General features: G+C 47.7%; 10 protein-coding genes and 4 tRNA genes. 13 read left to right on the forward strand and 1 reads right to left on the reverse strand.

Features of this window, described 5'->3' with window-relative positions:
- The first annotated feature begins 26 nt into the window (after window positions 1-26).
- The 9 genes from VSQ61_RS11170 (at window position 27) to VSQ61_RS11210 (ending at window position 7,330) form a co-directional block, all read left to right on the forward strand.
- Entirely contained in the window at window positions 27-1,289 is a 1,263-nt protein-coding gene (locus VSQ61_RS11170) for a DNA polymerase Y family protein (protein WP_334344512.1), read from the forward strand.
- A gap of 14 nt (window positions 1,290-1,303) precedes the next feature.
- Window positions 1,304-1,612: a hypothetical protein gene (locus VSQ61_RS11175; protein ID WP_334344513.1), complete on the forward strand. Its 309-nt coding sequence runs from the start codon at window positions 1,304-1,306 to the stop codon at window positions 1,610-1,612.
- 566 nt (window positions 1,613-2,178) lie between these two features.
- A tRNA-Lys gene (locus tag VSQ61_RS11180) sits at window positions 2,179-2,251 on the forward strand.
- A 101-nt stretch (window positions 2,252-2,352) separates the two neighbouring features.
- Complete coding sequence (locus tag VSQ61_RS11185) at window positions 2,353-2,607, forward strand: helix-turn-helix domain-containing protein (protein WP_334344514.1); 255 nt, start codon at window positions 2,353-2,355, stop codon at window positions 2,605-2,607.
- Between the two features lie 47 nt (window positions 2,608-2,654).
- Window positions 2,655-2,725, forward strand: a tRNA-His gene (locus VSQ61_RS11190).
- Between the two features lie 4 nt (window positions 2,726-2,729).
- Window positions 2,730-2,812, forward strand: a tRNA-Tyr gene (locus VSQ61_RS11195).
- A gap of 60 nt (window positions 2,813-2,872) precedes the next feature.
- Window positions 2,873-2,957, forward strand: a tRNA-Ser gene (locus tag VSQ61_RS11200).
- A gap of 364 nt (window positions 2,958-3,321) precedes the next feature.
- Window positions 3,322-6,531, forward strand: coding sequence for a UvrD-helicase domain-containing protein (locus tag VSQ61_RS11205; protein ID WP_334344515.1), 3,210 nt, complete (start codon window positions 3,322-3,324; stop codon window positions 6,529-6,531).
- 244 nt (window positions 6,532-6,775) lie between these two features.
- Window positions 6,776-7,330: a manganese efflux pump gene (locus VSQ61_RS11210; RefSeq protein WP_334344516.1), complete on the forward strand. Its 555-nt coding sequence runs from the start codon at window positions 6,776-6,778 to the stop codon at window positions 7,328-7,330.
- Here VSQ61_RS11210 and VSQ61_RS11215 read toward each other — a convergent pair.
- Window positions 7,247-9,877, reverse strand: coding sequence for a cation-translocating P-type ATPase (locus tag VSQ61_RS11215; RefSeq protein ID WP_334344517.1), 2,631 nt, complete (start codon window positions 9,875-9,877; stop codon window positions 7,247-7,249). The genes VSQ61_RS11210 and VSQ61_RS11215 overlap by 84 nt on opposite strands.
- A 264-nt stretch (window positions 9,878-10,141) precedes the next feature.
- On the opposite strand from VSQ61_RS11215, the gene VSQ61_RS11220 reads away from it, so the two are divergent.
- The 4 genes from VSQ61_RS11220 to VSQ61_RS11235 all read left to right on the forward strand — a co-directional run bounded on the left by VSQ61_RS11220 (window position 10,142) and on the right by VSQ61_RS11235 (window position 13,553).
- Window positions 10,142-10,807 (forward strand): response regulator transcription factor, encoded by a 666-nt coding sequence (locus tag VSQ61_RS11220; protein ID WP_334344518.1) that lies wholly within the window; start codon window positions 10,142-10,144, stop codon window positions 10,805-10,807.
- Window positions 10,808-10,912: 105 nt separating this feature from the next.
- On the forward strand, window positions 10,913-11,827 hold the full coding sequence (locus VSQ61_RS11225; protein ID WP_334344519.1) for an ABC transporter ATP-binding protein: 915 nt from the start codon (window positions 10,913-10,915) through the stop codon (window positions 11,825-11,827).
- On the forward strand, window positions 11,820-12,644 hold the full coding sequence (locus VSQ61_RS11230; RefSeq protein ID WP_334344520.1) for an ABC transporter permease subunit: 825 nt from the start codon (window positions 11,820-11,822) through the stop codon (window positions 12,642-12,644). Before VSQ61_RS11225 ends, VSQ61_RS11230 begins: the two co-directional genes overlap by 8 nt.
- A gap of 15 nt (window positions 12,645-12,659) precedes the next feature.
- Window positions 12,660-13,553, forward strand: coding sequence for a sensor histidine kinase (locus tag VSQ61_RS11235; protein WP_334344521.1), 894 nt, complete (start codon window positions 12,660-12,662; stop codon window positions 13,551-13,553).
- The last annotated feature ends 22 nt before the right edge of the window (window positions 13,554-13,575 follow it).

Genomic DNA, 13,575 nt, shown 5'->3' on the forward strand with positions numbered 1-13,575 from the left:
TTCTCTTACAGGAGGTGAACATACGTTTGAAAAACATAATCTTTCATATTGACGTGAACTCGGCCTTCCTTTCCTGGGAGGCCGTTTACCGTCTGGCTCACAAAGGAGGAAAGCAGGATTTGAGGGAAATCGCATCTGCGGTAGGTGGAGATGTTACTTTGCGGCATGGGATCATACTGGCAAAATCCATTCCGGCGAAAGGCTACGGGATCAAAACAGGCGAGACGATACCGGAGGCACGAAGAAAATGTCCGGGGCTGGTACTGGTTCCGCCCAATTACAACCTGTATGAAAAATGCTCTGCCGCCTTTATGGAGATCTTGAGAGAATATTCGGACGTAGTGGAGCAGTACAGCATTGATGAGGCATTTGTGGATATGAGTGCAAGCTGCCATCTGTTCGGTTCACCGGAAGAAACAGCCGGACAGATCAAAGATCGCATCCGGGAGGAACTGGGATTTACGGTCAATGTAGGAGTGTCTGCAAATAAGCTCCTTGCAAAGATGGCCTCTGATTTCCGGAAGCCAGATCGAGTGCACACACTGTATCCGGAAGAGATAAAAACGAAAATGTGGCCTCTTCCGGTATCGGAGCTTTTCTTTGTGGGAAAGGCTACGGCCGGTAAGCTGCTTTCCATGGGGCTGCGGACAATTGGGGAACTGGCACAGGCGGAGCCGGCATGGTTAAAAAGTATGTTGAAGAAGCAAGGGGAGATAATATGGGGCTTTGCCAATGGGATTGATTTTTCTCCGGTACTGGAAAAGCCAGAGGCAAATAAAGGGTATGGAAACAGCACTACCACGCCCTATGATGTGACAGACGAGAAGACCGCAGCCCAAGTGCTCTTAGCCCTTTCTGAGACTGTGGGGAACCGCCTGCGGGCAGATGGGGTGCAGATATGCGTGGTGTCTGTGGGAATCCGATATGGAGATCTGTCTTATACCTCCCATCAGAAGCGGCTTTGGAGTTCAACAGATCTGACAGTGGAGATCTATGGAGCTGCATGTGAATTGTTTCGGGAATTATGGAATGGACGGCCTGTTCGCCATCTGGGTGTGCATACAAGCCGGGTGAATGAGACGGATTTTGGAAGGCAGTTGAGCATATTTGATGAGATTGATTATGAGAAGCTCAGCAGGATGGATCGAACCGTAGACGAGATAAGGAAACGCTTTGGTGGGGATGCCGTGATGCGTGCCGTATTTTTAAATGGGCCCATAGACCATATGAGCGGAGGGGTATCCCGGGAGAAGCGGTCCGTAGATTATGATGAAGTGATAGTTCAGTAAAGGGGAAATGGACAATGGCATTTGGGATTGGGGTAAATCCGCCGGAAGCGGATGCAGGCAGCGTCAGGGGGATTCAAAGGAAGGTAGCCTGTGAGTGCTGGTTCACCAGCACAGGAAGGGTTATGCCGCTTATGCTGAAGATACAGGATGAGGATGGTGAGATACGGACGATACGGGAGATTACGGTGCATTCTCAGGAAAAGAAAAGGTACGCCGGAATCCCCGCCATAGAATATGACTGCACACTGGTGCTTCGGGGACAGAGCAGAAGGGTGAGACTGATTTATTATCAGTCGGAAAATCGGTGGGTGCTCAACTTTTGATAAAAGTATGGGATGATTTAAAAATAGGCCGATGTAGCAGCAAAGGCAGCAGAAATTTTTGTGAACAAAAGGGGCGGAGCTACACACGTTTGATTCTTATCAATTGTATAGTAGCTCCAAGCAATTATATTTGTTTTTTTGAATGTAAAAAAATGATACAACAAGTATATCAGGAGGAGAAAAGAATGAAAAATCAGGGATTATATAGTAGAGTGATCGAGAATATAAAAATAAAAATTATATTACCGGTATAATGACAAAGATGTAAATTGGTGTTATAGTAATTACAGTTAAACAAAGCGGACGAAATAAGTTCAGAAAGGAAAAATCATGGCAACAGTTAATTTCGCTGGGAATGGCTTCACATATTACCTGCATAGTGAATATTATGAGACACTGCTTAGTAAAGAAAAAGAGCAGAGTCTTGTTAGGATACGCTCATGTAAGGTAAGGAAAAGGCGAAGAACTGTTTGAGAGCCGGAAGACAATGGGGTATAGGAGCTTTCGGGAATAGAACATGGATTTAGGTGCCGCTTATCTTGTGTGAGATAGGCGGTATTTTTAATGCTCCATTAGCTCAGTTGGGAGAGCACTCGACTTTTAATCGAGAGGTCATGGGTTCGAGGCCCATATGGGGTACTACCGCCTGGATATTTATTCTCACGGTAACAAGTCAAGGATACGCTTGCATGCCTTGGAACCGTAAAGAATTTGAGTTGAGATAACAGGAGGTGAGAATTATGGTGAATCTGCCAATCATCGATATGGTAAGAACAGGAGAGAACATCAATAGGCTGCGGAAGCAGGCAGGACTTTCCGTAAGAGAACTGCAGGATATTTTCGGATTTGCTACGCCGCAGGCCATATACAAGTGGCAGCAGGGAGCAGCCCTGCCGACGATAGATAATCTGGTGATGCTGGCGGCAGTCTTGCAGGTACGGATAGATGATATTCTGGTGACTGATGCAGCAGTGCAGATGCAGATTGGTGCATGAATAAAAGAGAAGCCGGTAATGCGGCTTTAAGTTCCACAGGAACTATGGTGGCTATAGGATAATGGTAGTCCGGCAGATTGTGGCTCTGCTCGTGGGGGTTCGATTCCCTCTGGTCGCCTTTTGGATGGGTATGCCTAGCGGCGAGGGCAGCGGACTGTAAATCCGTCACACAGAAACAGCGCAGGTTCGAGTCCTGCCCCATCCACTTTGGTTGGCAGAACAAACGTCCATTAGACGTTTTGTATGCCTGCCCCAACTATTTCCTGTTTGCGTGTCCGAGAGGTTTATGGTGCCGCCCTGCTAAGGCGGTGTGCGGCAACGCACCGAAGGTTCGAATCCTTCCGCAAACGCTCTGAAGTCGAGGAAAATTCGGCTTCTTTATTTCTGCGGGCAACGAGCCAAGCAGACATGCTGGCATGTCTATTTGGCGACTGCCGCGAGGGTCAAATACTCCGCAGCTTGCTGCGGGGTATTTGACTACTTTTTTCGGAAAAATCTGAAAACTCATTGAACTATAAAAATGCCATGATGAGAATGGATGACAAAAATAACGATACAGGAAAATTGCTCATAGAAAAAATTTTGCTTATGGTGAAAACCAGAAGATAATGCTAAAATAATATAAGCCAGATAACATACTTTGACCTATCAAAATACTTTTCAAGAAAAAACAAGCTTACAGCTTGCATGCGGCACCCATTCTCGGAGGAAAAAATGTACATAGCAGATTTACATATCCATTCCAGATATTCCAGAGCCACCAGCAGAGACTGCACACCGGAGCACTTGGACCTATGGGCGAGACGTAAAGGAATCCATCTGGTGGGAACCGGAGACTTTACCCACAAAGCATGGCGGGACGAGCTGAAAGAGAAGCTGGAGCCGGCAGAGGAAGGCTTCTATCGTCTAAAAAAGGAATACCGAATCAAGGACAAGACGGCCCGGACCTCCTGGGAGCCCCGTTTTGTGGTAAGCGGGGAGATTAGCTCCATTTACAAAAAATACGACAGAACCAGAAAAGTCCACAGCCTGATTCTGCTTCCTGGCTTAGAGGAAGCAGATGGGATTGCGGCCAGACTGGAGACCATAGGCAATATCCATTCTGATGGACGCCCGATTCTGGGATTGGACTGTCATGATCTTCTGGAAATCATACTGGATCTGTGTCCCCAGGCGCTCTACGTGCCGGCCCATATCTGGACGCCTCATTTCTCCCTTTTTGGAGCTTTCTCCGGGTTTGATACCATAGAAGAGTGCTTCGGAGATCTCACACCGGAGATTCATGCTCTGGAAACGGGACTGTCTTCCGATCCCTCCATGAACTGGCGGGTTTCTGCCTTGGACAGGTATCAGCTTATCTCCAATTCGGATGCCCATTCCCCGGCAAAGCTGGGGCGGGAGGCGAACCTTCTGGATATCCCCTTGTTCTATGAGGGACTGTATCAGGCGATTCAGAGAGGTGAGGGCCTTAAGGGAACCATTGAGTTTTTTCCGGAGGAGGGCAAATACCATTACGACGGACATCGCAAATGCGGAATCTGCTTAAGCCCTGCAGAAGCGGAAAAGCATCAGGGCCTATGTCCTGTTTGTGGACGAAAGCTGACCACAGGGGTTTCTCATCGGATTGAGCAGCTTTCCGACCGTCCGGAGGGCTTTTGGCGAAAGGAAGCAAAAGCCTATGAAAGCATGGTGCCTCTGCCGGAGGTGATTGGCGCCTCCATTGGAAGAACGGCAGCCAGTGTAAAAGTAGTACGTGAGTATGATTCCATGCTGGAAAAGCTGGGAGCGGAATTTGAAATCCTGCGCACCATTCCCATAGAAGAAATCAGGAGCAATGCAGGAACACTGATTGCAGAAGGAATCAAACGCCTGCGCCAGGGGAAGGTAGAACGCACACCAGGTTTTGACGGAGAATATGGTAAAATATTTCTTTTTCGGTCAGAAGAATTGGAAAGTCCGGATGGACAGATGAGTTTTCTTGAGACGCTTGGCATCTCAGAGATGGGAAATAAGAAAAAGACCAATTATAATAAGATTGAATCGAGTAATATCGACAATAAAGTAAGAAAATTAGATGGAAGAGAGGAAAATAGAGATAAAAATCCAAAGCAGCAGGAAGCAATCCGTTCCCTGGCTCCAACGGTTGCCGTGACTGCAGGTCCGGGAACCGGAAAAACTTTTACTTTGATATCCCATATTCTTTATTTGGTTCAGGAATGCCAGGTAAAGCCATCGGAAATCACAGCCGTCACCTTTACCAATCGTGCGGCATGCCAGCTTAGAGAGCGCCTGCAAAAAATTGCCGGCAGCAAGCGAGGCTGGAAGAAGCTTCAGACAGGAACCTTTCATGCCCTTTGCCTGTCCTATCTCCAGGAAAAGGGCGAGACAAAGATTCTGATAGACAATGTGGAAGCCCTGGAGCTTATTCGGGAAGCAGCAGAGAAGATTGGAGTGAAAAGAAAACCGGAGCGGCTTCAAAACATCATATCCCTTTATAAAACTGCCGGAGAGAATAGGAAGCCGGATTTAAATGAGAAAGAGCGGCAGGTAATGGAGACTTATAACCAAAGTCTGCAGGAAAATGGCCTTTGGGATTATGACGACCTTTTAAGAGAAGCTTACTGCCTGTTAAAAGCAGAGAATAATGAAGAAGAAAATAAAAACCAAGAGAATAAGGAAAATGAACCCATAAGAGGAAAAAAGCCTACAAAAACCGAAAAGGTCCATAGATATCTTCTGGTAGACGAATTTCAGGATATCAATCCCATCCAGTACGAATTGTTAAAGCTATGGAATCGTGGAGGAAAGCAGCTGTTTGTGATTGGCGATCCGGATCAGTCTATCTATGGATTCAGGGGAAGCAGTTCCAAATGCTTTGAGCAGCTTAAAAATGACAATCAGGAGCTTTTGGAGATAACATTATCTGCAAATTATCGCTCCGCTCCGGAGATATTGGAAGCAGCGCTTCCGGTGATTTCCAACAATCCGGGATTAGAAAGGCAGCTTTTTTCCGTTAACCCCAAAGGCCCGAAGGTGCGTCTTGTGACTGCGCAAAATCTGAGAGAAGAGGCAGCCTTTGCAGCCAAAGAGATTGTGCGTCAGGTAGGCGGTGTGGATATGCTGCAGGCCCATGAAGCGGCAGAAGAGGATAGAGAGGAAAAAAATAGGAGCTTTGGAGATATTGCAGTTCTTTACCGGACACATCGTCAGGCGGAGCTTATAGAGCAATACTTAAAGCAGGAAGGAATTCCCTGTGTCATAGGAGGAAGAGACAATTTTCTATCTGAACCGGAAGTTCGGGGAGCCATATGCTTTTTCCGGCACCTGATGAATCCCGAGGATGTGCGTTCGGAGAATACCTGTAAACGGCTTCTGTGGAATAACCGAGAAGATTTTGCTCAGATGGAAGAACAATATCGCTTACTTCTGCAAAAAACCAAACCGGAGAAGCTTTTCATGCAGTGGTCAGAGGATATGGGATTAAAGGAAAAAGAATCAATAAGGAAGCTTAGCCATATGGCAGGTCTTTTTGTAAGCATGGAAGAGTTTTTGAATGGCCTTCTTCTTGGTGTGGAAAGCGATCTGCAGCGCTGCTCAGGACGGCATTACACCTCGGATGCCGTAAAGCTGATGACCCTGCATGGGGCAAAAGGACTGGAGTTTCCGGTTGTTCTCTTATGCGGCCTGAGCAAAGGACTGCTGCCCCTGGAGACAGGAGCAGGACAGGCAGATATTCAGGAGGAGCGCAGGTTATTCTATGTAGGCATGACAAGAGCGAAAGAGGAATTAATACTCACCACATCAAAAGAATCCTCCCCCTTTGTAAAAGAACTGCCCAAAAGCGCAATCCAACAGGAAGCGGCGGCCGCAAAGAAGCAGGAGGACAGGGGAATCCAGATGAGCCTTTTTGACTGGATGAAATAAGACAGAATATCATTTATAATGCCTTGTAATGGTAAATCTATTGGTATGATATATTAAAATTTATTGGATTATAATTCAAAAATCTACCGGAATAAATTATATTAATAGATCGGATTATTCTTCCGGAAAAATTAGAGCAAGGAATGAAAAATATTATTTTGAATCATAAGGAGAGGATTACCGGATTCAACAGAACAAAATTACCGGAATACTATAACCATAAATAGTATTCCGGTGATTTATCATGTATTCCTTTCTTTTCGAAATATTGCTTCTGGTGACGGCCTTATCCGTAGATGCATTTGCCGCCGGCTTTGTATACGGCGTAAGTAAGATAAAAGTCCCATTTACTTCAATTATAGTAGTAACAGGCATTTCCAGCCTGATGCTGGTCTTATCCCTTCTGGCAGGAAATCTGGTCAGCAGCCTGTTCCCAGAAAATCTTACCAAATACTTTAGCTTTCTGCTTCTGTTTACACTGGGACTGATAAAGCTCTTTGACCATTCACAGCATGACGAAGCAGAAAACGCTGATAAAAATAAGGACGATTTGGTATCCCCCACAGAAGCATTCACCCTGGGGGTGGCCCTCTCCATCGACAGCCTTGCGGCCGGAATCGGAGCAGGCATTGGGAGTGCCTATATACCTGTGGCATTTCTTGTTTCCTTTCTCATAGGTGCTCTGGCCCTCATTGCAGGAAGCTGGCTGGGGGGCCTAATATCGTCCCGCTGTCGATCGAACCTCTGTTGGATTAGCGGTGTACTTCTGATACTTCTTGCTTTTATGAAATTGCTGTAAAATGCGGCCGGGGCTTAGTAAAAGCAGCTCATGGGCCACAAGGGGCATAGCAGACAAAAGAATAAGCTGCGTCCACTCCCGAACCTTAAGATGGCAGGTGCCGAAGGCCTGAATAAAATAAGGAAATTCCGTAACAAGTCCCTGAAGACCAAGACCTATGACAAAAGCCGCCAGCATCAGACGATTGTTCAGATGCTTCATCCGAAACAGAGAGGTTTCCACATCCCGCATTCCGATGGCATGGAAGAGCTGGGAGATCCCAAGAACCGTAAAGGCATAGGTCTGGGAACGGGAGAGAATCTCCGGTGCCGCCAAAAGTAGCCGCAGGTTTTCAAGATTCAAGGAAGCCCCATGAGCCATTAACAGGGAAATGGGAAGCTGTAGGAAAGCCGTCATGCTGATAAAGGCAATCAAGATTCCGTAAAGCAGGGTACAGCTTAACCCCCCGGCGGCAAAAAGGCTTTCATTCCGGGACCTGGGAGGACGGTTCATAAAATGCCGTGGGTCCCCGGGGTCAACACCCAAAGCCAGAGCAGGCAGGGAATCGGTAATCAGGTTAATCCAGAGGATATGGCTGGGCTTTAAGGGGGAGCCGAGGCCCAGTAAAATGGCAGTCAGCATGGTAATGATTTCCCCGAAATTGGAGGAAAGCAGAAACAGTACCGACTTCTTAATATTTTCATAGATTCCCCGTCCCTCCGCAATGGCTTTGGCAATGGTGGCAAAATTATCATCGACCAATATCAGATCTGCTGCGTTTTTTGCCACATCCGTTCCGGTGATTCCCATGGCAACACCCACGTCCGCAGCCTTTAGGGAGGGAGCGTCATTGACTCCATCCCCGGTCATGGCTACTATTTTTTCGGAAGCCTTTAAAGCCTTTACAATGCGAACCTTATGTTCCGGAGAAACCATGGCAAATACGGATAGCTTTTGGACTGCCTGAGAAAATTCCTTGTCGGTCAAACCATCAATCTGTGCACCTGTCATACAGTCTTCCGGTCTCTCTGCGATTCCCAGTTCTTTTGCAATGGCAAAGGCCGTATCGATCCGGTCGCCGGTGATCATCACGGTCTTAACTCCGGCACGGCGGAAATCACGGACAGCCTTTACGGCTTCCGGGCGGATGGGATCCATCATTCCTACAGTTCCAACAAAGGTCAGCCCCTTTTCAGTAGGACGGTTGGTGCCTGTCTTCATTCCCAAAGCTAAAAGCCGTAAGGCCCGTCCGGAGAGGATTTTCATAGCCTGGGAGATTTCACGGCGTTTCCCCGTATCCAGGGGAACAATTTTTCCATTTAATAAAATAGTACCACAGCGTTTCAGAATCTCATCCGGAGAGCCCTTGGTATAGGAGACGGTAGAGCTGCCGCTTCGATGGAGGGTAGTCATCATTTTTCGATCCGAATCAAAGGCAAGCTCCTGAATCCGGGGGAATTTTCGTTCCAGTGCAGGCCGTTCCAGATAAAAGCGGCGGGCCAGGTCCAAAAGAGCCAGCTCCGTAGGATCCCCTAAGCGGTCATCCGAATTAATAACAGCATCATTACAGAGGGCAAAGCCCTCCAAAAGCGGCCCATTTTGCTCGGGGGAGAGGGCAGCCGCATCCAGAATTCTGCCATTGGTGTAGCAGGCGGTGACTGTCATTTTGTTTTGTGTGAGGGTGCCTGTTTTATCCGAGCAGACCACGCTGACGCAGCCAAGAGTTTCCACGCTGGGAAGCCGTTTTACAATGGTATTAACCTTTACCATTCGGGAGACGCTTAAAGCCAGCACCATGGTTACAATAGCAGGCAATCCCTCCGGAACTGCGGCCACTGCAAGGGAAATGGCGGTGATTAGCATTTCCAGAATATCTCTTTTTTGCAGAATGGCAATAAAGAAGAGCAGGGTGCACAGCAGAAGAGATACAATACTTAAGAACTTCCCAAGCTCGGCCAGCCGGTGCTGAAGAGGTGTGGTTTCTGTGGGAGCTTCGTTAATAAGGCGAGCGATTTTACCGATCTCCGTATCCATGCCAATGGCCGTAACCATACCCTCTCCACGTCCATAGGTTACATTGGTGGACATGTAGGCACGATTGTTTTGAGACAAATCTTTTTCTACAGGAACAGATTCTCCGGTCAGTGCAGCTTCTTCAATCTTCAGGCTGTTTACGGAAATCAGCTCCAGATCTGCGGGCACCTGGCGGCCGGCATCCAGGCAGACAATGTCGCCAGGCAGGAGATCCCGGGCCGGAATTTCTTTTAAAGTTCCATTTTGGCGAATCAGGGCAGTAGGACTTGTCATCTGCTTTAAAGATTCCAGAGCTTTTTGAGCCTTTCCCTCCTGGACCACACCGACAATGGAATTTACTAAAATCACGGCAAGAATAATGGCCGTGTCGCTAACTTCGCCCAGCAGCATGGAAATGGCGGCTGCAATAAAGAGGATGAAGATCAGGGGATCGTTCAGCTGTTCAAAAAAGGATTCCATCAGAGTTTTGTGATGTCCGTCCTCCAGAATATTCTGTCCCCGAAGTTCATTTGAAGAGGTTGTCTCTTGCTTCATGCACGATTCGTCCTTTCTTGCATATTGCGGATATTAGGCTCGTACATAAGTTAAAACTTATTCCTGCGGGAAGTTTGCCTTACAAATGGTAAATACGGAAAACCTTGTACGAGCATTCGTTATCAAAAGATATGAAAAAAGGGACAAAGTTATGTTAGGAAAAAATAAGTTTATGGAAAAGCCAAAAAATCTGCCGTATAATAATTGCTAGAGTAACGATTTTCAAAGCAGGCTCCCCGGCAGGAAAGGAAAAGGATATATCTTATGAAAAAGATCGCAGTCATTGACGATGATATTTACATTGGTGATATGGTAGAAGAGATTTTAAAGAAAGAGGGCTATGGCGTCCTGCGGGCTTACTCCGGGACGGAGACGGTGTATCTTTTGAAAGAGCACCACCCGAATCTCATTCTCCTGGACCTGATGCTGCCCGGCCTGACCGGAGAGCAGGTACTTCCCTTAGTACAGGGAATCCCGGTGATTGTAGTCAGTGCAAAGGCGGATGTGGCGGATAAGGTAAAGCTGCTTCGAGACGGTGCGGCGGACTATATCACGAAGCCCTTTGACACAAGGGAGCTGTTGGCCCGTATCGATGTGCAACTTCGCACGGCGGTCTCTCTGGGCAGCGGCGGGAGCCTTACTTTCGGCGGCTTAAATCTGGATTTGGACAGCCACGGCCTGAGTGTAAATGGCCAGGCCGTAAGGCTTACAAGAACGGAATATGCCATCCTGAAGCTTTTGATGCAGAACCCGAGACAGGTTTTAACAAAATCCCTCCTGTTGGAGAGGATCAGTACGGACACGCCAGACTGTACGGAAAGCTCCCTGAAAATCCATGTGAGTAATCTAAGGAGAAAGCTTCGGGAGACAGGCGGAAGAGATTATATAGAGTCCGTGTGGGGCATTGGATACAAAATGCAGGAAGAATAATTATTTACGATTTCTTAACCATTTCCTTAACCGTTTTCTAAATCCCTTTCTGCTACACTTAGTGTACCGAGAGACATATTACGGAACTAAAATAGGAGACGAAAAATGGAATATTGTTTAACAGCAGAAAGATTAAGCAAACACTACCGGCACTTCAAGGCTCTGGAGGGACTTTCCATCCACGTCCCCAAAGGCTCTATCTACGGTCTGGTGGGAAGAAACGGTGCAGGCAAGACAACGCTCATCCGCCTTATCTGCGGACTCCAAAGCCCGACGTCCGGCGAATACATTTTATACGGAAAACGAAACACGGAAAAGGGAATCACAGAAGCACGCCGCCGGATGGGGGCCGTAGTGGAAACGCCCTCCATATATTCGGACATGACTGCAGAGGAAAACATCCGGCAGCAGTATCAGATCCTGGGAATCCCCTCCTTTGACGGGATTCGGGAGCTTCTGGAACTGGTGGGTTTAGAGGATGTGGGAAAGAAAAAAGCCAAAAACTTTTCCCTCGGCATGCGTCAGCGTCTGGGAATCGCCGTGGCTCTGGCAGGAGATCCGGACTTTCTCATTCTGGACGAGCCGGCGAACGGCCTGGACCCGGAGGGAATCATAGAAATGCGGGAGCTTATTCTGCGTCTCAACCGAGAGCGTCAGATCACCGTCCTGATATCCAGTCATATCCTGGATGAATTGTCCAGGCTTGCAACCCATTACGGCTTTCTGGATCAGGGCCGCATGGTAAAGGAATTAAGTGCACAAGAACTGGAGTCTGCCTGCCAGAAATGCGTCCGGCTTCGAATTTCGGACACAAAGGCACTGTCACAGGCATTGGAGAGAGTGGGATTGGAATACAAGATCCGAAGCCATGAGGAGGCCGATGTATACGGGGAGGTCAATCTGTCACAGTTGATTCTGGATCTTGCAAAGGAGGACTGTCAGGTGTTCGGTATCCAGGAGCACAACGAAAGTCTGGAGAGTTATTTTATGGGTCTGGTAGGAGGTGGAGAGCATGAATAAGCTGTTTTGGGCGAACCTGAACCGCCTGCACCGGGACAAAACCTTTAAACTTGGATGTGCATTTCTGGCAGGCATGAGCATATATTTACCCATTCTTCATTATGTGGAACAGGGAGAGAAAGCAAATCCCAACAATTATTTCTGGAACTTTAACCTTGTAATCGGAGTGATTGCGGCCGTCTGCTGCAGCATGTATCTGGGTACGGAATACAGCGACCGAACCATGCGTAATAAACTGATAGCAGGACATACGAGAAAAGACATCTATTTATCCAATTTAATCATCTGTACCCTTGCCTGCTTTTTTGCGGTGGCAGTATATATAGCGGCGGAGAGTCTTGTGGGGATTCCACTAAACGGAAATGTCCGGATGGATCCGTGGGAGCTGGCGGTCCGGTTTCTGGTAAGCGGACTTATGATTTTGGCCTATGTCTCCATTTTCACCATGATCAGTATGCTGAATCAGAACAAGGCTTCCGGGGCTGTGGCCAATATCCTCCTGTTTTTCGCTCTGCTGGTGTTGGCCTTTGTTGTTAAAGCAAGGCTGACGGAGCCGGAATTTCTCACAAACCACTATACCTTAAATGAATTAGGGGAGGTGACACAGGGGGAACCCATGCCACATCCACGGTATCTTCAGGGAACTGTACGTGCCGTTTATGAGTTTCTGTATGATTTTCTTCCCACGGGGCAGATGATTCAGATGTGCAACCAGGTATTCATATGGTGGCAGCGGATGGCGTTGTGCAATGTGGGGATTACGGCTGTGACTACGGGGATTGGGATGTATTTGTTTGGGAAAAAAGATATTCGGTAGTTTAAAAGGACATGGATGGAAAAAATGATTTGTATGGAAATATTGTGTCTGGTGCTGTTGGCGGTCTGCCTGCTGCTTTTATGGAAAATACACCTTTTGCGTAAAGGGGCAAAAGAAATACGCAGAGAATTTGAACAGAAGCTTTCGGAGGATACCAATACGCCCATTGTGATTTCCACCCGGGACTTATGTATGCGTCAGTTAGCAGAGGGAATAAACCGTCAGCTTAAGCTTCTGAACCGGGAACGCCATCGGTTTTGGCAGGGAGATCGGGAGCTTAAGGAAGCGATCACCAACATTTCCCATGATCTGCGGACACCTCTGACGGCCATATCCGGGTATCTTGATCTGCTGGATCAGGAGGAGCACACCCCGACGGCAAGGCGGTATCTGGAAATGATCCGCAACCGGACCAATGCCCTTGGTGACTTGACGGAGGAGCTGTTCACTTATTCCGTCATAACCTCCCAGGAGGAGAATGCGGGGGAGTACCTGTCACTGAATCGTGTATTGGAGGAAAGCCTGGCCTTTTACTACGGGGCCTTTGTGCAGCATAAGATAACACCCGAGATCTCCATTCCGGGGGAAAAGGCAGAGCGATTTCTCGATCGCTCTGCCCTTATGCGCATCTTTGGAAATATCATCAGCAATGCGCTGAAATACAGTGACGGAGATCTGTCCGTAGTGATGAAGCCTGACGGGACCATTGTCTTTGCAAATAAAGCAGCGAGCCTCACTCCGGTTCTGGCAGGCAGACTCTTTGACCGCTTCTACACGGTGGAAACCGGCAGTCAGTCCACGGGTCTTGGCCTGGCAATCGCAAAACAGCTATGCAAGCGCATGGGCGGCAGCATCCGGGCCGACTATCAGGAAGAAAAGCTGATCATAACTCTGTTTTTTCCAAAATAAAAACGGTATAAATGTGTTTCCA

This window comes from Candidatus Merdisoma sp. JLR.KK006 (assembly GCF_036941035.1).
Taxonomy (GTDB): Bacteria; Bacillota; Clostridia; order Lachnospirales; family Lachnospiraceae; genus Laedolimicola.